The organism is Streptomyces sp. CB01373, from assembly GCF_002803075.1.
GTDB lineage: Bacteria > Actinomycetota > Actinomycetes > Streptomycetales > Streptomycetaceae > Streptomyces.
Map to the genome: position 1 here is coordinate 55,572 of NZ_NNBK01000006.1, position 21,298 is coordinate 76,869.

General features: G+C 73.6%; 17 protein-coding genes. 8 read left to right on the forward strand and 9 right to left on the reverse strand.

Annotated features, from left to right (window positions below):
- Positions 1–72: 72 nt before the first annotated feature.
- From metG to CG719_RS10800, 5 genes are all read right to left on the reverse strand, one after another.
- On the reverse strand, positions 73–1,788 hold the full coding sequence (gene metG, locus CG719_RS10780) for a methionine--tRNA ligase (protein ID WP_100568337.1): 1,716 nt from the start codon (positions 1,786–1,788) through the stop codon (positions 73–75).
- A gap of 201 nt (positions 1,789–1,989) precedes the next feature.
- Complete coding sequence (locus CG719_RS10785; RefSeq protein ID WP_100568338.1) at positions 1,990–3,657, reverse strand: VWA domain-containing protein; 1,668 nt, start codon at positions 3,655–3,657, stop codon at positions 1,990–1,992.
- Positions 3,658–3,772: 115 nt separating this feature from the next.
- Positions 3,773–4,690: an endonuclease/exonuclease/phosphatase family protein gene (locus tag CG719_RS10790; protein WP_100568339.1), complete on the reverse strand. Its 918-nt coding sequence runs from the start codon at positions 4,688–4,690 to the stop codon at positions 3,773–3,775.
- A gap of 108 nt (positions 4,691–4,798) precedes the next feature.
- Entirely contained in the window at positions 4,799–5,728 is a 930-nt protein-coding gene (locus CG719_RS10795) for a hypothetical protein (protein WP_100568340.1), read from the reverse strand.
- Between the two features lie 117 nt (positions 5,729–5,845).
- A complete protein-coding gene (locus tag CG719_RS10800) occupies positions 5,846–6,286 on the reverse strand; it encodes a hypothetical protein (protein ID WP_100568341.1) in 441 nt (146 codons plus the stop codon).
- Positions 6,287–6,410: 124 nt separating this feature from the next.
- On the opposite strand from CG719_RS10800, the gene CG719_RS10805 reads away from it, so the two are divergent.
- The 4 genes from CG719_RS10805 (at position 6,411) to CG719_RS10820 (ending at position 12,197) form a co-directional block, all read left to right on the forward strand.
- Positions 6,411–7,472, forward strand: coding sequence for a hypothetical protein (locus CG719_RS10805; protein ID WP_100568342.1), 1,062 nt, complete (start codon positions 6,411–6,413; stop codon positions 7,470–7,472).
- 141 nt (positions 7,473–7,613) lie between these two features.
- Complete coding sequence (locus CG719_RS10810) at positions 7,614–7,976, forward strand: effector-associated constant component EACC1 (protein ID WP_199836597.1); 363 nt, start codon at positions 7,614–7,616, stop codon at positions 7,974–7,976.
- A gap of 4 nt (positions 7,977–7,980) precedes the next feature.
- Entirely contained in the window at positions 7,981–10,809 is a 2,829-nt protein-coding gene (locus tag CG719_RS10815) for a caspase family protein (RefSeq protein WP_100568344.1), read from the forward strand.
- Positions 10,809–12,197, forward strand: a complete 1,389-nt coding sequence (locus CG719_RS10820; RefSeq protein WP_100568345.1) for an extracellular solute-binding protein — start codon at positions 10,809–10,811, stop codon at positions 12,195–12,197. The genes CG719_RS10815 and CG719_RS10820 overlap by 1 nt, the downstream gene beginning before the upstream one ends.
- Before the next feature lie 196 nt (positions 12,198–12,393).
- On the opposite strand, the gene CG719_RS35790 is transcribed toward CG719_RS10820, so the two are convergent.
- Positions 12,394–12,558, reverse strand: coding sequence for a hypothetical protein (locus CG719_RS35790; RefSeq protein WP_199836613.1), 165 nt, complete (start codon positions 12,556–12,558; stop codon positions 12,394–12,396).
- 189 nt (positions 12,559–12,747) lie between these two features.
- Here CG719_RS35790 and CG719_RS10825 point away from each other — a divergent pair, with 189 nt between their 5' ends.
- Together CG719_RS10825 and CG719_RS10830 are read left to right on the forward strand one after the other, a co-directional pair.
- Entirely contained in the window at positions 12,748–14,091 is a 1,344-nt protein-coding gene (locus CG719_RS10825) for a helix-turn-helix domain-containing protein (RefSeq protein WP_100568346.1), read from the forward strand.
- 200 nt (positions 14,092–14,291) lie between these two features.
- Positions 14,292–15,131 (forward strand): GAF and ANTAR domain-containing protein, encoded by an 840-nt coding sequence (locus CG719_RS10830; protein ID WP_100568347.1) that lies wholly within the window; start codon positions 14,292–14,294, stop codon positions 15,129–15,131.
- Positions 15,132–15,336: 205 nt separating this feature from the next.
- Here the strand turns inward: CG719_RS10830 and CG719_RS10835 are convergent, their stop codons facing one another.
- Positions 15,337–16,101 carry a hypothetical protein gene (locus tag CG719_RS10835; protein ID WP_159024842.1) on the reverse strand — a complete coding sequence of 255 codons (765 nt, stop codon included), beginning with the start codon at positions 16,099–16,101 and terminating at the stop codon, positions 15,337–15,339.
- Positions 16,102–16,338: 237 nt separating this feature from the next.
- Between CG719_RS10835 and CG719_RS10840 the strand changes: the two genes are divergently transcribed.
- Positions 16,339–17,310 carry a nucleoside hydrolase gene (locus CG719_RS10840; RefSeq protein ID WP_234375515.1) on the forward strand — a complete coding sequence of 324 codons (972 nt, stop codon included), beginning with the start codon at positions 16,339–16,341 and terminating at the stop codon, positions 17,308–17,310.
- A gap of 72 nt (positions 17,311–17,382) precedes the next feature.
- Here the strand turns inward: CG719_RS10840 and CG719_RS10845 are convergent, their stop codons facing one another.
- The gene (locus CG719_RS10845) at positions 17,383–18,354 is read right to left on the reverse strand and encodes an LAETG motif-containing sortase-dependent surface protein (RefSeq protein WP_100568350.1); all 972 of its coding nucleotides are present in this window, start codon (positions 18,352–18,354) and stop codon (positions 17,383–17,385) included.
- Between the two features lie 340 nt (positions 18,355–18,694).
- Here CG719_RS10845 and CG719_RS10850 point away from each other — a divergent pair, with 340 nt between their 5' ends.
- Entirely contained in the window at positions 18,695–20,380 is a 1,686-nt protein-coding gene (locus tag CG719_RS10850) for a glycoside hydrolase family 13 protein (protein WP_100568351.1), read from the forward strand.
- A gap of 79 nt (positions 20,381–20,459) precedes the next feature.
- Here the strand turns inward: CG719_RS10850 and CG719_RS10855 are convergent, their stop codons facing one another.
- Positions 20,460–21,176, reverse strand: coding sequence for a DUF4142 domain-containing protein (locus CG719_RS10855; protein ID WP_100568352.1), 717 nt, complete (start codon positions 21,174–21,176; stop codon positions 20,460–20,462).
- Between the last annotated feature and the right edge of the window lie 122 nt (positions 21,177–21,298).

The following is a 21,298-nucleotide window of genomic DNA, read 5'->3' on the forward strand; positions in this document are numbered from 1 at the left end:
GAACGTGAGAAGCGACTCCCCGCGACCGGGCGCCCGGTCGCGGGGAGTCGTGGTGCTCGGTGCTCTTCCGCTTTACGCGGGCTCGCCGCCGAAGCGCTCCTTGTAGGTCGCCAGGTCGTCGTCCGTGAGCTTGGCGAAGAGGACCGGGGGGACCGTGAACGGGGTGCCGGCGGGGACGGTGGCCAGGGAGGCCGCCTCGGCGGGGGTCACCCAGGTCGCCGTGTCGCCGTCCAGGGAGAACGCCGCGCGCATGGCCGCCGAGGAGGTCGGGATGAACGGTTCCGAGACCACCGAGTAGAGGTGGATCAGGTTCATCGCCGTGCGCAGGGTGAGGGCGGCGCCGTCCTTGTCGGTCTTGATCTCCAGCCAGGGGGACTTCTCCTCCAGGTAGGAGTTGCCCGCCGACCACAGGGCACGCAGGGAGGCCGCCGCCTTGCGGAACTGGATGGCCTCCATGTGCTCCTCGTACTCCGCGAGGAGGCGGGCGATCTCCTCACCGAGCCGCGCCTCGGCCTCGCCCGGCTCGCCGCCCTCCGGGACCTCGTCGCCGAAGCGCTTGCGGGAGAAGGACAGCACCCGGTTGACGAAGTTGCCCAGCGTGTCCGCCAGGTCCTTGTTCACCGTGGCCGTGAAGTGCTCCCAGGTGAAGGACGAGTCGTCGGACTCCGGAGCGTTCGCCATCATGAAGTAGCGCCAGTAGTCGGCCGGGAGGATCTCCAGCGCGTCGTGCGTGAAGACACCGCGCCGCTGCGAGGTGGAGAACTTGCCGCCGTAGTAGTTGAGCCAGTTGAAGGCCTTGATGACGTCGACCTTCTTCCACGGCGAGCGGGTGCCCAGCTGGGTCGCCGGGAACATCACGCTGTGGAAGGGCACGTTGTCCTTGCCCATGAACTGCGTGTAGTGGACGTCCGCGTCCGACTCCCACCACCACGAGCGCCAGTCCCGGTTCTCCGGGTCCTGGTCCGCCCACTCCTTCGTGGCGCCGATGTACTCGATCGGGGCGTCGAACCAGACGTAGAAGACCTTGCCCTCGGCGGCCAGTTCCGGCCAGGTGTCGGCAGGGACCGGGACGCCCCAGTCCAGGTCACGCGTGATCGCACGGTCGTGCAGGCCCTCGGTGAGCCACTTGCGGGCGATCGAGGAGGCCAGCACCGGCCAGTTGTCGGCGCGCTCGTCGACCCAGGCCTCGACCTCGCCGGCCAGTACGGACTGGAGGAGGAAGAGGTGCTTGGTCTCGCGGACCTCCAGGTCGCTGCTGCCGCTGATCGCGGAGCGCGGCTCGATCAGGTCGGTCGGGTCCAGGACCCGGGTGCAGTTCTCGCACTGGTCGCCGCGCGCCTTGTCGTAGCCGCAGTGCGGGCAGGTGCCGATGATGTACCGGTCGGGCAGGAAGCGGCCGTCGGTGTTGGAGTACACCTGGCGGATGGCCCGCTCCTCGATGAACCCGTTCGCCTTGAGCTCGCGGGCGATCTCCTGCGTGATCTCGCGGTTCTGCGGGGACGAGCTGCGGCCGAAGTAGTCGAACGCGAGCGAGAAGCCGTCGTAGACCGCCTTCTGCGCGTCGTGCGCCTGCGCGCAGAACTCGTCGACCGGGAGGCCCTGCTCCTTGGCCGCGAGCTCCGCCGGGGTGCCATGCTCGTCGGTCGCGCAGATGTACAGCACGTCGTGGCCGCGCTGGCGCAGATAGCGGGAGTACACGTCTGCCGGGAGCATGGACCCCACCATGTTGCCCAGGTGCTTGATCCCGTTGATGTACGGAAGGGCGCTGGTGATGAGGTGTCGAGCCATCGCGGGCTGCTCCCAAGTCGCTACGTGGGGTGACGATCTCGTCGGGTGCGGGTCGTCTACGGAACCTTGAAATCGTAGCCGACACGGGTGGGCCGCCCGCTTCCCGTTTTAAGAGGTGGGAAGGGGCGGCCCTGGTGCGGTGCGGGTGCCGTGGGTTACGGGCGGGTGGTGCCGTGGGTCACGGGCGCGTGGTCCCGTGGGTCACGGGCGCCAGTTGGCCAGTACGCCCTCGTAGAGCTCCTGGTCGGTCAGCTCGCGGGGGGCGGGGCCGGCGTGGAAGAAGGCCGCGGTGCCGGTCTTCAGCTTGCGGAGGTAGTCGAAGGCCTTGTTGTCGTGCTCGCCGAAGGCCACGAAGGAGAAGAAGACGGAGGGGTGCTTCTTCGCGGCGTCGGTGAGGGACTGGGTGGCGGGGGTCTTGGCGTCGGGCGCGCCGTCCGTCTGGAAGATCACCAGGGCGGGGGCCGCCGGGTCGCCGGCCGACTCCGCGCGGTGGGCCAGTACGGCGTCCACGGCGGCGTGGTAGCTCGTGCGGCCCATGCGGCCGAGGGAGCCGTGCAGGTCGTCGACGCGGTTCTCGTGCTCGGCGAGGGTCAGCTCGCCGGTGCCGTCCACCTCCGTGGAGAAGAACACGACCTGGACCGTCGCCTCGGGGTCGAGGTGGGCCGCGAGGGCGAGGGTCTGCTCGCCGAGGGCCTGTGCGGAGCCGTCCTTGTAGTACGGGCGCATGGAGGCGGAGCGGTCGAGGACGAGGTAGACCGTGGCACGGGTGCCGGTGAGGTCGTACTTCGCGAGGGCGGATGCGGCGGCGTGGTAGGCGGTGGTGAGGGTGGGGGGGACGGCGGGGGCCGTGTTCTCGTCGGCGTCCGGCTGCGGCTGCGGCTGCGGCTCCGGCTCGGTTTCGGCCTCGGCCGCGGGCTCCGGTTCCGGCTTCGTGGTCGGCTGTTCGGCCTCGGCTTCGCCTTCGGCCGGGTCGTTCCCACCCGCACCACCCGTGCGGGTTTCGTCGTCGGGTGCCGGTGGCCCCTGTGGGGCTTCCTCGCCGTCGGCGGCTTGCGGGGTGTCTGCCTCGGGCTCGGGCTCGGCCTCAAGCTCGGGCTCTGGCGTCGGCTCTTCGGTCACCGGCTCCGTGGTCGGCTGTTCGGCCTCGGCTTCGCCTTCGGCCGGGTCGTTCCCACCCGCACCACCCGTGCGGGTTTCGTCGTCGGGTGCCGGTGGCCCCTGCGGGGCTTCCTCGCCGTCGGCGGCTTGCGGAGCGTCCGGCTCAGGCTCCGCCTCGGCCTCGGCCTCGGCCTGCGGTTCGGGCTCCGGCGTCGGCTGCTCGGCCACCGTTTCCGGGGCCGGTTCGGGGTCGGGCTCCGGCTGCGGCTCCACAACTTCCGGTTCGGGAGCCGGTGTCGGCTCCTCCGCCACCGGCTCCGGGGTCGGCTCGGACTCCGACTCCTGCTCCGCAGTTGCCGGTTCGGGCTCCGGGGTCGGCTCCTCGGTCGCCGGCTCCGGCGTCGCCTCAGGCTCCGGCTGCTCGGTGGCGGCGGGCGCCGGCTTCGGCTGCTCGGCGGCGGGGGCCGGTGTTGCCTCGGGCTCCGACTCCTGCGCCGTAGCGGCCGGTTCGGGCTCCGGGGTCGTGGCTGCCGGTTCCTCCGTTGCGTCCGCGGGGGTCGCGGGCTTGGGGACCGCGATGTTGTCGAAGGCGGCCGAGACCAGTTCGTGCTCGTCGTCCGTGGACGACTGGGCGGGGACCTTCGGTTCCGGCTGCTGGGCAGCGGTGGGTGTCGGCTCCTGGGCTGGAGCCTGTTCCGCACCCTCTGCCTCGGCCTTGGGCCCCTTGCGTGGTCGGCCGAACGCGTTCCGCAGGAGAGTGAGAATGCCCATGTGCGCAACCCTTCGTGAGTTGATGCCCGTCAATCCCTGGCCAGGACGGACACGTAAGGTTAGCGGCCCTCAGTGGTGATCTTGGGCGGGGGCAAGCATCCGGAGGCTGCTTCTGTCAATGCGTTCCTCGGCCGTCGTGCAGCGTGACGTCGACGAGCAGCGCGCGGTGGTCGGTGTCGGCGACGGCGAGGAAACGGGCGCCGGTCGCGGAGAAGTCCGGTGAGACCAGCACATGGTCGATCTGGGCGCCGAGGGCGGGCGTGGTGCGGGACGGCCAGCTCGGGTCGCGTTCCGCGCCGGACAGCCGGGCCGCGTCACGCAGGCCGGTGTCGATGATGCGGCGGAAGGCCGCGTGGTCCTGGGAGGCGTTGAAGTCGCCGGCCAGCACGGTCGGCGTCGTGCGGTCCGCCGCCGCGAAGGCCCGCAGCCGGGCGAGTTCCCGGTGCCAGAGCGCGACCTGGCCGGGCAGCGGCGGCATGGGGTGGGCGAGCTGGAGGCGCACCGCGTGCCCGCGCACGTCGGCGACCGCGCCCGGCATGCCCATCGTGCCGCGCACCCCGGCGGTGCCGCGCAGGGCGTAGCGGCTGAGGATCAGGGACCCCTCCGAACCGCCCGCCCGGACCGCCCGCCGGTAGGGGTAGTCGCCGCCGACCTCCCGGTCCAGCGTCGACTGGCAGGTGTACTCGCACTCCTCGACGAAGACGATGTCGGGCCGCTCGCGGCGGATGACCGGGACGAGGGCCGGGGCACCGCGCCCGAACTGCACGTTCGAGGTCAGCACCCGAATCCCGGCCACGGCCGGACCGGCCGGTGCGGAAACCTTGCCGTACGGCTCGATGTACCAGGCCAGCAGCCCGAGCAGGGCCACGCCCCACACCGCCCCCGTCCACCAGCGGCCGCGCAGCGTGAGCGCCAGGCCGAGCCCGGTGGGCACGAGCAGCCACGGCAGGAAGGCGAGGAGCTGCGGTACGGGCGTGATGCCGTCGCTGTCGGCGATCCGGCACCCGACGACGACGCTCACCCCGGCGAACATCAGCCCGGCGCACCAGCTCGCGAACCGTCCCCCCTGCTTGATCACGCCGACGAGCCTACGGGGTCGGCACGGGACCCGGGTGTCCTGTGCGCGGGACCGGGCGCCGGGTCAGACGCGTACGCGCGGCGGCGGCTGCTCGGGGCGGCTCTGGGTGGTGGGGGCCGTGGACGCCCGGCGGCGGAAGGGCAGGCGCGGGCGGCGGGTGAGCCAGGTCAGGGCGGCCACCGTCAGGCCGAGGGCGACGAGGATCCACGAGGCGGTGCGCAAGGTGGCGGTGAGGGCGTCGTAGACGGCACCGACAGCCGGCTGGGAGACCTCGGCGGGCAGGTCGGCGAGGGTCAGGCTGCGTCCGACGGCGACGGCGAGGGCGAGCAGCGCTCCGCCCAGGGCGGTGCCGAGCGCGGTGGCGGTCAGCGCACGACGGCGGCGGGCGGCCAGGGCGAGGCCGGCCACGGCGAACGCGACGGCCGCGATCGGCAGCCAGAAACCGGCGACTTCGAGCACGTGGAACCCCTTCCGAAGGCGGCCCAGTTGCTGGGCCGGAAGCAGGTCGACCTCGGTGTGCTGGACGGGGATGCGGTTCGCGAGCGGTACGTGGTCCTGGGCGAGCTGGGCCTTGACCTGGGCGGTGACGGGCGCGAGATCGACGGTGACCGGGCGTTCGTGTCGGTCGCGTTCGTCGCGCAGGGCCCGCAGGACGGCGTCGTGGGCGGCCCGGTTGCCCTCGTTCCACGCGGTGCGGAAGGCCTCGGTCCCGGTGAACGAGCGGACCGCGTCGTGCACGAAGGGGGTGATGGTGCCGCGGCGCACGTAGGCGTCCAGTTGGTGCCCGTACTCCTGGACGATCCCGTTCCCGACGGTGTCCGCGACGGCTTCGCGCACGTCCGGGTCGTCGGCGAGCGGCGCCATGGTGGTGACGTAGCGGCCGGTGTCGGAGAGCCCGTACGCCGCCCAGGCCGACAGCGCGCCGAACGGCACGAGCAGGCACGAGAGCGCGATGAGCACGGCCGACAGGCCGCTTCGCATACGTCGGGACACGTTCTCAGCCAAGGCCGTCGCCCGCCCCTCCGCGAGCGGAGGGCGGCATTCGGGTGACCGGGGGAGGGTGAGCGGGCCGGCCGGGCGCCGGCCGGTGTGCGTCAGCGGGTCAGCGGGTCAACCGACGCGATGGCCCGCCTCGTCCTCGTGCGTGTAGAACCAGTAGAAGCAGAAGAGGCCCGCGACGATGCCGATCCCCAGGGACAGGCCCACCACCGACACGATCGCGTGGCCGCTCTGGCTGTAGAGGAAGCCGAACGTCACGCCGATGAAGGCGAACCACAGTGCGGCGTGCTGCTCTCGCCGCAACCGGGGGCCCACGATGAGGACGGCCGCCAGGAGCACCGTGAAAACGATCGTGGTCACGAAGCCGAACAGCACGTTCCAGCCCGTGATCGGCCCGCCGAGGCGCCGGTCGGCCGCGGCCCAGTAGCCGTAGACGAGCCCCAGCGCCAGCGGTCCCGCCCACCTGCCGATGGCATGGGCCCGGGCGCTGAACAGGTTGGGCGGGCGGGTGGTGCGGGTGGTGATGACGGACGCGGGTGCCACGTGAGCCATGAGAGCGCTCCTCTCTCTCCTCGCCCCCGCATCCAGAGCACACCGGCGAAGGGGCCCTGGCAAGTCGGTGGAGCCGTTAACGTGCTGGCGTAAGCGACCGACCGGATCACGACACGGGGGGACGATGCCCGGAACCGTGCTGCTGCTCGCGGCCGCGCCCGTGGGCAGGGGACGTCTGGTGGACGCCGCGTCCGTGCTGCCGGTGCTGGCCGCCGTGGCGCCCTCCGTGCTGTCCGGCACGGACACCGCGACCGTGGTGGAGCTCGCCGACCCGCTGGAGCCGCAGGCCGTGCTCACCCGGCTGCGCGCGGCCGCGGCGGCGCCCGGCCCGCTGACCGTGTTCGTCGCCGGACAGCTCCAGCTCGACCGCCGCCAGCGTCTGCTCCACCTGGCGCTCGCCCGCACCGCACCGGCGACCGTCCGCTACACGGCCCTGCCCTGGCACTGGCTGCGCGAGGAACTGCGGCTGCGCCCGGACGGCACGACCACGGTCGTGGCCGATCTGCACGCGGACGCGGAGAGCTGGGCGCTGCTGCGCGGACGCCCCCTGGACTGCGGGCGCAACATCGCCCTGTACGGCCGGGTCGCACCACCGCCGGCCCGGCGCACGGTGGCGGCACCGGCGTACATGAGGGCGGTGGCGACGATCCTTCGCAGCGGGCACCGGCCGCCGCCTGCGGAGCTGCACGAGCAGGCGCTGTCGCGGCTCACCGAGGAGGACGGCCGCCCCGGCCTCGTACTCACCGCGCCCGGCCCGGTGCCGGCCGACCCGCACACGGCCATCGCCGCCTGCGTGCGGTCCGGCCGGCACGGCGACGCCGACGCGCTCGCCGCCCGCTGGGAGCGGGCCGCCGCCCTCGCGCACGGAGCGGCCTCCGAGGACGCGCTGCACTGGGCCGAGGTCCGCGCGGACCTGGCGATGTTCGCGGGCGACGCCGCCCGCAGCTGCCGGGCCTGGCTGACGGTGGCCGCCACCCGCCTGGACATGGGCCAGGCCGCCGACGCCGTGCCGGTCGAGACAGCCGTCGACCGTGCCCACCACCAGTGGGGGCTGATCCACGACCCCGGACGTGCCCGCGAACTCGGGTCGGTGCTCGCAGAGTTGCGCGGCCGGGTGCCGGGCCGGCGACAGGGCGCCCTTGACCATGTGCGCCGCCAGCTCAGCCAGTTGCAGGCACAGGCCTGACACGGCTCTCGTACCCGGCTGCGGCTGCGGCTGCGGCTGCGGCGCGGACCCGGCCCCGGTCTCGCCGCGGACGATACGAGTGCGGTGTGGCCGAAACGCGCCCTCCCGGGGAGTTGTGCCCCGCTGCCAGAATGGTGAGTTATGGCTGAGGGGGATGGCGTGGCCGGCCGAGGTGTACGGGTCCGGCTGGACGGAAGTGCGAGCAGCAAGGACATCGGCGCGCTGAAGGCGTGGCTGGAGCGGGAGAAACCGCTCGAAGAACTGGTCCGGCAGGGGCTGCTGCGGATCGACGAGCGGCCGCGCTCGGACGTGCCGCCCGGCCGCATGGGCGCCGGCATGGAGATCCTGCTGTTCCTGCTCGGCGCGGCCGCCGAATCCGCGTTCGACGAGCTGGTGGCGCAGACCAAGCGGGCGGTGGCGGCCTGGCTGGAGAACCGCCGCCGGGTGGAGTCCGGCGACTCACCCGAGACCCACGTCGATCCGGTGCACCCCGACGAGGAGTAGCCCCGTGGACCGCTTCGACCCGCGGGGGCGGGTGAACCGGGCGCTGCTGGTCGGTGTGGAGGAGTACGAGCACACCCAGCCGGACGATCCGGAGGGCGTGCCCGGCCAACTGCCGGCCGTCCGGCACAACCTGAGGCGGCTGGAGGGCGTGCTGCGCCGGGGCGGGATCTTCGGCGCGCACGGCGCGCGGAACGGCGACGGCGGGCAGAGCGACGGCGGCGGGCAGGAGGACGGCGGCGGGCAGGAGGACGGCGGCGGGCGGGACGGGATCACCGTCCTGCGCTCGCCGTCCCTGGACCAGTTCAGCGAGGCGCTGCGCACCGCCGCCCAGGACGCCGAGGGGCTGCTGCTGTGCTACTTCGCCGGGCACGGCGCCGTGCCGAGCGCGGGCAACGAGCTGTTCCTCCAGATGCGCAACGCGCGCGTGGTCGCCGGCGGCCGGGCCGTGTTCCCGGGCGCGGACGCGTTCACCGGGGTGCTCACCGTGCTCGCCGGGAGCCAGGCCGAGCGGATCGTGGTGATCCTCGACTGCTGCTACGCGGGTAACGCCGCCAAGGTGTGGCACGACTTCGCCGACCGCCGGCACCGGATCCTGCTGCTGATGAGCGTGCAGGCCAACCGGCTCATCGACTCGGGCGACGGCACGAGAGCCACCCCGTTCACCGAAGAACTCGTGCAACTCCTCGACATTGACGAGGAGTTGTCCTTTGTGGAGCTGTCCGACCAATTGCGCGGGCAGATGGCCGAAGCAGGCCGCAGGACCCCGCTCGGGGACCTGTGGGAGCCGCAGTCCGCCGCCGAGCCGGGTATGGACGTGCTGCTGACGGCGCGAGAGGACGGGCGGGAGGACGGGCGGAAGGGCGAGCAGGAAGACGGGCCGGAGGGCGGGCAGGAACAGGACGACGGGTTGGAGCAGCCGTCCCCGACCCCATCGGACCCGGCGCAGTCGTCCGAGGAGCCCGCGCCCTCGGCGCAGTCCTCCGAACAGCCGCCGCCCACCGGGCCGCCGGACGGGCGGTCCGGCTCCGAGCCCGCGGCCGGCACGGGGAGCCCGGTCCGCTTCCTGGTGGACCTGCTCGCCGCGCTGCGCGCCCGGACGCGTGCCGTGATCGGCTGGTTCGCCGGACTGCGCACCAGGACCCGGGTCGTGGTGAGCGCGCTGCTGGCGCTCGCGCTTGCCGCGCTCGGTGCCGGCGGCTACGAACTCGTCGGGCCCGGCGGCGGCCACTCCTGCGCGCCGCCGCTCGAACTGCGCCTGCTGACCGACCCCGACCTGGAACCGACGGTACGGGCCGCCGCGGACGCCTATCTGACCTCGCGGGCCAACACCACCGGGCACGGCTGCCGCCGCAGCGGCATCACCGTCTACAGCGCGGGCGCGACCGCCACGGTCACCGCGCTGCGCCGGGAGAGCGACGCCTGGCAGGAACCCCGCGTGGAGGACACCAACCCCCAGCGGGACATCGGGCCGCAGCCGGACGTGTGGATCCCCGCCTCGGGCACCGGGGCGGCCCGGGTCGCCACCGACTGGACCACCCGCAGCTACGTCGAACTCCATCCGGACGAGGCGCCGTTCGTGTACTCGCCCGTCGTGCTCGCCGTGCCGCAGGACCTCGCCGGGGCCCGGCTCGACGAGCGCGTCGGGCTGCCGCTGTCCCGGCTGACCGCGAACCTGACGAAGCAGGACCGCAACGCCGGAGTGCTGCGACCGGACCCGGAGTTCACCGACTCCGCCCTGCTGGCGACCATCGGCCTGTACGGCTCCACCACCGACTCGCGCGCCGCCGAGCAGCGCGTGCGCCCCGCGGGACCGCCCTCGCCGACCGCCGCCGCGCTGCTGTGCGCGCTGCCGGCCGACCGCGCCGCGGACGGCCGCACCGCCGCGCTCGTCCCGGAGTTCCTGCTCAGGAGCGGCGTGGGCTGCGCGCGGAAGACCCGCGTGCCGCGGACCGCCGAGTACCCCGTCGACGTACCGGCGCTGACACCCACCTTCGTGCGGGTCCGCTGGGAGGGCGGCGACCTGGACGCGGCGGTGCGGGACGACGCCGTCGGCCGCTTCCGCACCTGGCTCACCGGAGAGGACGGCCTGGCCGCGTTCGCCGCCGCCGGCTTCCGGTCGGCGACGGAATCCGGCCACCGGCTGCTCGACACGGACCACGTCGGTGCGGGCGTGCTGCGCGGCCCCAGCCCGCTGCCGGGCGCGGCCCACGGGACGGAGATGGAGGACGCCCTCACGCGGTACCGCAGCGCCCACGGCCCCGGCCGGGTCCTCTACCTCCTCGACAGCTCCGGTTCGATGAACACGCGGTGGCTGGGGCCCAGCGGCGGCCCCGGCATCCTGAAGCAGTCCCTGGGCGGGCTCGGCGCCCAGGACGACTACGGGGTGTGGGCGGTCTACGGCGCCGGTGGCGACCGGTCCCACCAGGAGCTGCTTCCCTACGGGCACCACCGCCGCGCTGACGCCGAACACGTCGTCGACACCGAGGCGCGGGTGCGCGACGCCGAGGCCGACCCGCACGCGGCGCTGCTCGACGCGCTGGACGACATGGCAGGGCGCGGCAACGACGACCAGCGGCCGCAGCTGATCGTCTACATCACCGACGACGAGGACAACAACCGGCTGACCGGCAAGAACCTGGACGAGGTGCTGGCCCGGGCGCGGAAGGCGAAGGTGCCGGTGGACATGGTGTCCCTGGTCAGCGGCTCCTGCGACGCGGACCGGCCGGACGCCCGGATCGCCGAGGCGAGCGGCGGCCGCTGTCTGGACGCGGGCGACGATCCCGGCCGGGGCCTGCGCGACGAGGTCGCCCGAGTGGGGACGGGGGAGCACTGATGGCACGACGACCGGCCGTGACGCTCGCCCGGCTGCTGGTGCTGCCGCTGCTCGCGGCCACCGCCTGCACCGGGGGCGGGCCACGGGACGGGCAGACGCCCGCCGCCGACGTGCCCGGGGACATCGTGGTGGCCAGCGGCCGGGACGTGACCGGCAAGAACGGCGTCCGCCAGCAGCTCATCGACGCCTGGAACCGGCAGCAGGAACAGCAGGACTCCGGCTACCACGCCCGGCTCGTGGAACTGCCGGGCTCCGCCGACCAGCAGCGCAGCCAGCTGCTGGGCGCGCTCCAGTCGGGCAGCGCCCACTACGACGTGGTCAACCTGGACGTCACCTGGGTGCCGGAGTTCGCCGAGGCGGACCTGGTCACGCGGCTGTCCGACGAGGCCGTCGACGGCGACGTCATCGAGTCCGTGGCCGGCACCGCCCGCTGGAAGGACAAGGTGTACGCGGTGCCGTTCAACAGCGACGTCGGTCTGCTCTACTACCGGCGCGACTATCTGAGCCGGGCGGGCGTCCAGCGGACCGACCCGGACGCGATCCGCACCTGGCACGACCTGCTCGGGCTCGGCGACACCCTCGACGCGCGCCCGCCCAAGGGGTACGAGAAGCTCTGGACCACGCAACTGGCCGCCTACGAGGGCCGTACGGTCAACGCCGTGGAGGCGTTCGCCTCGGTGACCGACGACTTCGCGCTCACCGACGCCTCCGGCCGCTACAGCGGCGATCTGCGGGAGCTGACCGACGGCATCGCGGAGCTGCGCCGGCGCACCGACAAGCCGTACACCCTGGACAGCGCCCTGAGTTCCGACGAGGCGTCCTCGCTCAGCGACTTCGAGAACGGCCGCACCGCCTTCCTGCGGCAGTGGCCGTACGCCTACGGCACGCTGCACCAGAGTTTCACCGAGCAGCAGCTCGGCGTGGCCCGGCTGCCCGGCAGGGCGGTGCTCGGCGGGCAGAACCTGGCGGTGACCCGGTCCTCGCAGCGGGCCGGGAAGGCGGCCGAGCTGATCACGTTCCTCACCAGCCCCCAGAGCGAACGCTGCCTGCTGGACGCGGGCTTCGCCGCCACCCGTACGTCGGCGTACACCGACGACCACGTCCGCTGCGAGGCCCCCTCGGGCTCGGGCGGTTCGCCGTCGGCCTCGCCCACCGGCGAGAGCACCGACCGCGTGCCCCGCGACGCGGCCGGCCGTCCCGGTTACGCCCGCGGCATCCTGCTGCCCGCCCTCCAGCGGGCGGTCTCCCGCCCGCGCACCCCGCTCTACGGGGCGTTCACCCAGACCTTCACCGCCGAGCTGGGCGCCCTGTTCACCGACGATCCGCCCAGTGACGCGGTGCTGGCCGGCCGGCTCGACGAGGCGCTGCGCCGGGCCCTGCCAGGCTGAGCGCGAGCACTCCGAAAGACCGCCTCGGGCCGCTAGTGCTGTGACCGGAAAGGTTCACCGGCTCGCGACGCCCGGCACGGCACCTCGCCGCGTTGTCGCATCACCCGAGTACATCCAGTACACGGGCGATGCTCCGCCTTGCGATGCACCGCACCGGACGCCGCGAGCTTTCCGGCAAACCTTTCCGGTCACACCGCTAGCGGGTCTGCACGGCCTGCGGGGCGGGGACCGGGTCGGACGAGGCCACCGGTCCGGCGTTGGCCGCCGCGATCAGGGCGGCCACGGCTATGAGGGCCGCGCCGAATCCTCTGACGCAACGTGCGGAGAAGTGTCCTTGGCGCGCGACAGTGCGTCCGAGCACGGCAACCGACCTCGCAACGACAGTGATGGATTAAGCGCGTTTAACGCTGTCTCCAACGTAGGGGGTGAAAAGGCCGAACGGAAAGGCCGCCAGGGTGAGTTGGGGGTCGCTGGGCGTAAGGTCCGGTGCTGACCCCGGGTCAGTCCTGCACGGCTCGTCACCAGGCGGCTTGCTGGCATGATGAAGCGCATGGCGAAGCGGGACGACCCGGAGACCATCGGGCGCAGGGTGCAGCGGCTACGGCGAGAACAGGGCCTGACCCAGCGGCAGTTGGCGGAGCCGGCGTACACCCCCGCGTACATCTCCACGCTTGAGGCGGGCCGGGTCCGGCCCTCCGACGATGCGCTCAGGCACGTCGCCGAGCGGCTCGGGGTCGCCTTCGACGAGCTCGCCACCGGACGCCCCGCCCATCTCGCCACCGACCTGCGTCTGAGGCTGACCGAGGCCCGGCGCACGCTCGCCACCGGGGAGTCCGAGAAGGCGGCCGAGCAGTACACCCGGCTGCTGGCGGAGGCCGAGGAGCACGAACTCGTCGACGTCCAGGCCGAGGCGCTGCTCGGGCTCGGCGAATGCGCCCTGGAGACCGGCGAGCTGGAGAGCGGCCGCCAGTTCTTCGAACGCTCGGAGCAGGCACTCGCCGACGCGCCGCTGCCCGCCCGCGTCCCCGCGCTGCGCGGCCGCGCCGTCTCCCACTACCTGGCGGGGGAGCTGCGGTACGCCGTCTACCTGATGGAGTCCACCCTCGACGAGCTCAACCGGGGCGGGCTGCACGACCCGGACGCGCTGCTGCTGCTCTACGCCGGTGTCATCGGGCCGTACATGGACATGGGGGCGCACGCGCGGGCGGCCCAGGCCGCCGAGTTCGCGCTCGCGCTTGCCCCGCAGGCCGGCGATCCCGCGCTGGTGGCCCGGATGCACCGGTCGGTGGCGCGCACCCTGCTCGCCGAGGGCCGTATCGCCGAGGCCGACGCCTCGCTCGCCAAGGCCGCCGAGCTGTACCGGACCCTCCAACTGCGCACCGAACTCGCCAACTGCCACTGGATGCGCGGCTACGTCTGCGCCCAGAACGGCGAACTGGAGTTCGCCGAAAAGGAGTTGAGAGCCGCCCAGGCCATGCTGTCCGCCAAGCGGGCCGCGCTCTACACCAGCCAGGTCGCGGTCGAGCTGGCCGACGTCCTGCACCGGCGCGGCAAGTCGGAGGAGGCGGCCGAGCTGCTGCGGAACGTCCTCGGCGACCTCTCCCCCGAGCGGGGCGCCGTGCACGCCGCCGCCGCGCACCGGCTGCTCGGCATCATCGCCGAGGACGCCCGTGACACCGAGGCCGCCGAGGAGCACTACGTACGGGCGCTGAGCCTGCTGGAGCGGGCGGGCGCCGTCGGTGACCTGGCCGACCTGTGCCGCCTCCTCGGCGACCTGCTGCGCCGCACCGGCCGTGTGGAGGCCGCCCTGGACGCCTATCGCACCGGCCTCGGCCACCGCACCGCTCCCGGCACCACGACCCTGGGCCCGGCCCCGGCGCAGCCGCCGCTGTGACAGCCGTGGCCTGGGCGGATCGCGTCATCCGGGGGCGATTTCCGGGCGGTTTCCCGGTATGGGCCGGGGGTACCCGCCGCGTGCCCGGGCCGGGGACGCGCGTACGTGCGGTTCTCCTCGTTCGGCGTGTGCGGGTGCGTCCGGTCCTGGCGAGGTGCGCGGACGGGCGACGACGGCCGCGCCGATGACGTGAGGAGGCGGTGGCCGTGCGGTCCAGGGACGACGGCCTCGGCGTCCCGGACGAGGAACCCGGCCGGGACGGCCCGGCGGACCGGGGCGAAGGCCACCCGGAACGTTCCGGCGGGACGCCACGCGAAGAGGGCCGTACGGGCGGCCCGCTGGACGTCGCCGACGTGATCGCCGAGGGCGTGCGGGGCGTACCGGCCGCCGAGATCCCGCGCCGGCTGTGCGCGGTCGCGGTGGAACTGCTGCCGGTGACCGGCGCCAGCGTCTCGCTGCGCGGCAACGGCATGCCCATGCGGATGGGCGCCAGCGACCCGGCGGCCGCCCGCCTGGCCGAGATCCAGGCCACCCTGGGCGACGGGCCCTCGCTGTACGCGGCGGAGGCCGGTGCGCCCGTGCTGGCCTCCGACCTGACCGCGGGCCGCGACGCCCGGCGCTGGCCGGTGTTCGCCCAGCAGGCGGCCGAGGCCGGCGTCCGGGCCGTGTACTCCGTTCCGCTGGGCGACGACGCCGTCTGCGTGGGCACGCTCGACCTGTACGGCGACGCCCCGCACGAGCTCAGCGGGCGGGAACTGCACACCGCGCGGCTGGTGGCCGGTGTGATGACGCTGGCCCTGATGTCCCTGCCCCTGGACGACGAGGACGATGAGGACGCCGTGGAGGCGTCCTGGCTGAGCGTGGTCGCCGCCGAACAGGACGAGGTCTACCAGGCCATCGGCATGATCATGGCCCAGCTCGGCGTCGGCGCCGACGAGGCGCTCGCGCTGCTGCGCGCCCACGCCTTCGCGGAGGGCCGCACGGCACTCGACGTGGCCCACGAGGTGATCACGCACCGGATGAGATTCGACGAGGACTAGGGTCTTTCGTTCGGCTCAGCCCGGATCAGGGAGCGGGGTCTGGTGCCGTGGATCGCAAGGCGGAGGAGGGCGGCAGGGCGGAGCCCTGCCAACCGACGACAACGCGGCTGGGGGTGCCCCCTGCTCGAAGAGCTTGGGGGAGCGGTGCCAGGGCCCGCGAGCCCGGCCTGAGCCACACGAGAGGCCCTAGGGTCTTCTGTCTGGCTCAGGCCTGGGCACGGGCCTTGCGTTGCACCGTCGTCAGGCGGTCCACGGCGTGCTGGACCGCCTGTTCGGTGGCGTTCGGCACGGGCCTGCCCAGGGTGCCGTTGGTGAGGACGATCGCGTCGTCGCCGACGCGTACCGTGGCGAGGTCCACGGTGAGCGTGTCCGCGGACGACTCGTCGGTGAGGGTGAGGCGCAGGCCCTGGCGGGCGTCGCCGGTGTCCGGCAGGGCGAGGTTCGCGACCCGTACGTCCAGGACGCCGGAGTTGGTGGTCCTGGCGGAGAAGTCCGCGCAGGTCTGCGGCATCGTCCTGAGCCACGCGAGGACGCGGTCCACGTCCGGGGCGTGCAGCGCGAGCACCTGGTGGCGCAGCTGGGCCTCGTTCTCGCCGTCGTCGTAGGCGGCCACCGCGTGCGCGCCCGAGGGGGCGCCGAAGGGTTCCTCGGTGTAGAGGGCGTCGAGGAGCCGCCCGCACTCGGAGCTGTCGGCCTGCGCCTTGAGCATGCCGTCCCGCCAGGTCGCCGCGCCCTGGGTCGGCGCCCACCCCGCTCCGAGGTCGGCCTGGGTCAGCAGCGCGGCCCGCGCCTGGTCCTCCGTGAGCGCCGCGGCCGGTGCCGCGGCGGCGGGGCCGGGCCGGCGGGTGGCCGGCGGCGCGGGGGCGTGGACGGTCCGGCCGGACTGCCCGGCGGTGCAGGCGGCCCCGGTCAGCAGGGCGGCCGCGCAGAGCGCGGAAGCGGCCAGGACATGGGCCGGGGTACGGGACATGGAGGCCTCCAGACGGACGGGACCCGCACTGCGGACCTGGCGTCCGGGCGGCGGCGTTCCTCCCACGGCACCACCGGGCGGCCCCGGCCACCAGCGCGCCGGTCCGTCCGGGTGAGCGGCGCCACCGGGGGCGGGCGCGCGGTGGCGGGCCGGAGAAGTGACGATGGTGAAAGCCCCGTACGACGGACCATGGCGAGCGAACGTGCGACGGATCCCGTACGACGGAGGGAGCGCGCTGTGACCCCGCGGCCCACGCCCGTGATCATCGACTGCGACACCGGCGTCGACGACGCGCTCGCCCTGCTGTTCGCCGTCCGCCATCCGGGCCTCGACCTGCGCGCGGTCTCCTGCGTGGCCGGGAACACGGACGTGGACCAGGTGGTGCGGAACACGCTGACCGTCCTGGAGGCGGCGGGCGCTCCCGCCGTGCCGGTCGCGCGGGGTGCCGAGCGGCCGCTGCTCGAACCGCTGCGCACCGCCCACCATGTGCACGGCGAGGACGGCATGGGCGACCTCGGGCTGCCCGCGCCGGCCCGTCGGCCCGTCGACGTGGACGCGGTGACGTTGCTCCGCCGCGAGATTCTGGCCTGCGACCGCCCGGTCACCCTGATACCGACGGCACCGCTGACGAACATCGCCCTGCTGCTGCGCACCCACCCGGAGGTCACCCGCAACATCGAGCGGATCGTGTTCATGGGCGGCGCGGTGGGCACCGGAAACGCCACGCCCGTCGCGGAGTTCAACGTCTGGCACGATCCGGAGGCCGCCGCCGTCCTGCTCACCGCGGGGGTGCCGATCACGATGTACGGGCTCGACGTGTTCCAGCGGGTGCTCGTGCCGGAGGCGGACGTACGGCGGCTGTGCGGGCGCGAGGAGCCCGGCGCCCGGCTGGCCGGACGGCTGCTGTCCCACCGCGAGCCGGTCACCGGCGACGACGTCCCGTTCGGCGGGCTCGGCGACGCGGGCACGGTGTGCTCGGTGGCCGACCCGGAGGGACTGACCACCCACCGGCTGCCGGTGGAGGTGAACCTCGCGCCGGGCCCGGCCCGCGGGCAGACGGTCGTCGACCGGCGCCCGCGGCCGGGCGAGGCGGAACTGCACGGCGAGGCCCGCGAACAGACCCTGGTGGACGTGGCGTTGGACATCGACGCCGAGCGGTGTGTCCGGCTGTACCTGGCCACCGTCGAGGGCACCGGGGCCGGTGCCTAGGCCGACTGCACTGACGCCGGCCACCGTCGGCAAGCCGTGGTGGCCGGCGTCATGCGAGCCGTGGTGCGGGGGTCAGGAGGACTGCTTCGCCGCCCGGCGCCGGGTGACGACGACGAGCGCCGCGCCGCCCGCCAGCAGCACCGCGGCGCTGCCCGCGATGAGGCCGGTGTTGCTGCCGCCGCCGGTCTCGGCGAGGTCGCCGCTGCCGCCGTTCGGGGCGGGGGCCGGCGCGGTGGTGGACTCGGAGGCCGACGGGGCCGGGGTCTCGTCCGACGGCGTCGCCGGGGCCGACGACGGGCTCTCCGTCTCGGCGGGGCTCTGGGTGGCCGGAGTCGTCGGCTCCTCGGCCGGGGACGACGGCTCGGAGGACTCGGACTCGGACGGGGCCGGCGTGGACGGCGTGGACGAGGGCTGCTCCTCGGCGGCCGTGCAGTCCTTGGTGCCGCCGTTCCAGGCCGCGATCAGCTTGTCCTTGATGACCGGGCGGTCCGGGCCCTTGGGCAGGTCGCCGTGCTCGAAGCCGTCGTTCGCGTCCTTCTTGCCGTCGAACTTGACCGCGCCGCGGTACAGGTCGACCTGGGCGAAGCAGCCCGCGTCCGGGACGGCGATGTCGAGGGAGTCGGTCTGGCCCCGCTTGACCGTCACCGTGTCGAAGTCGACGAACACCTGCTCGCCGGAGCTGGCGAAGGTCGCGCCGTGGGCGAGGTAGGAGGCCAGGGAGGCGGTGCAGGTCGTGGCGTCGTGCGCGGTGCGGACCTTGACGTGGACCTTGCCGTCCTCGGTGGGCCGCAGGTTCTGGTCGTCGACCTTGACGGCGTCGAAGAAGTTCTTGCCGTCCAGCGAGAACTGGCAGCGGTCGCTCTCGGTGACCGTGCCGGCGCCGGTGCCGGGCTGGTAGCGGCCGCCGTCCTTCCAGCCCTCGCCGCCGGGCGCGCTGTGGGCCCAGGCACCGGAGGCGGCGGCGACGGAGGCCGCGCACAGGGCGAGCGTGGCTACGCCCGTTCCCAGCAGGCGGGCGGCGGAGACACGACTGGCTATGGACATACGGATCCCATCTTGCTCGTGCGCGAGGTGGCTGGTCGCGGGGCAATGGCACGGACCGGGACGGGCCGACGGAAGGCCGAAGAGGACAGCGGGCCCATCGGTCACATGCGCCACAGTGTCAGGTCATGCTCGTGCGTGCGACTGAGCCTGTCAATCTGCCGGGCCACAAAGGGACTTCACGCCTTCATCACACTTGTGTCACATAGGGGGCGACTCGTTCCGCCGTGCGGCCGGTGTTCACTTTTCGGGCCATGTGGACAGACTTACAGAGTTGTGGACAGAGTTCTCGTCTCGCCCGCAGGCATCCGTACGTCCGCGTACGCACCGAAGAGGAGACCGCGTGACCGATCACACCACCACGCACGACTCCCCGCAGGACACCGCGTCCGACCTGTCGTCCAGGAACCCGGACTGGTGGCGGCAGGCCGTCGTCCACCAGGTCTACCCCCGCAGCTTCGCCGACTCCGACGGGGACGGGCTCGGCGACCTCCGCGGCATCACCGGGCGGCTGCCGCACCTCGCCGCCCTCGGTGTGGACGCCGTGTGGCTCAGCCCCTTCTACCCCTCCGAGCTGGCCGACGGCGGCTACGACATCGCCGACCACCGCGACGTCGACCCGCGCCTGGGCACCCTGGACGACTTCGCCGCCCTGACCGCCGAGGCGCACCGCCTGGGCCTGAAGGTGATCGTGGACCTCGTCCCCAACCACACCTCCCGCCTGCACCCCTGGTTCCAGGAGGCGCTGCGGTCCGGCCCGGGATCCCCGGCCCGCGACCGCTACGTGTTCCGCGACGGCCGCGGCGCGCACGGCGAACTCCCGCCCACCGACTGGCCGTCCGTCTTCGGCGGCAGCGCCTGGCGGCGGGTGCCGGACGGGCAGTGGTACCTGCACCTGTTCGCGCCCGAGCAGCCGGACCTGAACTGGGGCAGCGAGGAGGTGCGCGCCGACTTCCGCACCACGCTGCGGTTCTGGGCCGACCGCGGGGTGGACGGCTTCCGCGTCGACGTGGCGCACGCGCTCGCCAAGGACCTCGACGAGCCGCTGCGGGACGTCGGGGACATCGGCGCCACCGGCGAGGGCGCGCTGCTGCTCGTGCCGCCCGGCAGCCATCCGTACTACGACCGGGACGAGGTGCACGAGATCTACCGTGACTGGCGGCGGATCCTCGACTCCTACTCCCCGCCGCGCACGGCGGTCGCCGAGGCCTGGGTGCCGGGTGCCCGGCGCGCGCTGTACGCCCGGCCCGACGAACTGGGCCAGGCCTTCAACTTCGAGTATCTGCAAGCCGGATGGGACGCCGAGCAGCTGCGGCAGGTCATCACCGAGTCCCTGGCCACCGCGCGGGCCGCGGGTGCTTCGGCCACCTGGGTGCTGTCCAACCACGACGTCGTACGGCACACCTCGCGCCTGATGCTCCCGCCCGGCACCGACGAGAACGCCTGGCTGCTGTCCGGCGGCCGCGTCCCGGCCGTCGACGAGGCCGCGGGGCTGCGGCGCGCCCGCGCGGCGACGCTGCTGATGCTGGCGCTGCCCGGCTCCGCCTACCTCTACCAGGGCGAGGAGCTGGGGCTGCCGGAGGTCGCCGACCTGCCCGCCGAGGTCCTCCAGGACCCGGTGTGGGAGCAGACCGGCCACACCCGCAAGGGCCGCGACGGCTGCCGGGTGCCGCTGCCGTGGACCAGCACCGGACAGTCGCACGGCTTCGGACCCGCCGCCGCCTGGCTGCCGCAGCCGCCGGGGTTCGCCGCGTACGCCGTCGAGGCGCAGGACGGAGTGGAGGGCTCGACCCTGGAGCTGTACCGCTCGGCGCTCAGGCTGCGCCGCAAGCTGCTGGAGGGCGAGTCGCTGACCTGGGTGGAGGACGGCCCGGCCGGGGTGCTGGCGTTCGCCCGCTCCGGCGGCCGGCGGTGCGTCACCAACCTGTCGGACCGCGCCGTGCCGCTGCCGCCGGGGGAGGTGCTGCTGAGCAGCTCGCCCCTCACGGGGCGCCGGCTGGACCCGGACACCACCGTGTGGCTCGCGTAGGGCCTCTCGTTTGGACCATGCCGGGCTCGCGGCGTCTGGGGCCCCGCGCGCGGGCTTCCTCCCGCGCGCGGGTTCCTGCTCAGCCCGCCGCCGGGCTGGGGCTCGGGTCGCCGGGCAGCACGAGCGGGCTCGACGTGGCGTTCGGCGGCGGGGTGAGCACGACCTCGGGCTGTCCGCCGGAGGGGGGCGGCGGGGTCAGGTCCGAGTTGGGCAGCTTGGGCGGGGTCGTCTGCATGAAGAGCACCTGGTCGAAGTTGACCAGGCCGGTGTCCTCCATGACCGTGATGTGGTCCAGGACGGTGGCGTTGGCCTGGTTGGCGAGCTCGCGGACCAGGTCGTTCTTGGTGGTGGAGCGGATCTTCGCGATGGTGTTGAAGATCGAGCCGTGCGTCACGCGCAGGATGTTGGCCATGTCGGAGTCGAACTGCTTGCCGTCGTCCCCGGCGAGCTGGGTGACGAAGCCCTGCTGCTGGGGGCTGGCCACGTTCGGCAGCGTGATGTTGAGCAGGGGCGCGATCCTGCGGCAGCTGACGTCCAGCGCCGCGTGCCCGTCGATCAGGTGCTCGCCGGCCCTGACGACCTCCTTGGTGGTCCCCTTCTTCACCGCCATCTCGCCCACGGGGTACTCCCACAGCCCGGCCGCGCGCACCTTGACCACGAAGTCCCGGTCCGCCTCCGTCAGCGGACCCCACTGGGTCTGGGAGATGACCCGGGAGCCGTCGCTGGAGACCTTCTCCAGGCCCAGCATGCCCGGGTAGGCGAGCGCGACCAGGGTCAGACTGAGCGCCCCGCCCACGAAAAGAGTTCCCGTCGCGTTCCGCGAAAAGCGCACCGTGCCTCCTGCCCGGTCAAGGTCCCGCCGTGGGCGGTTCGAACACCCACATGTACGGGCCGGGAAGCCCGAAGAACCTTTTGATT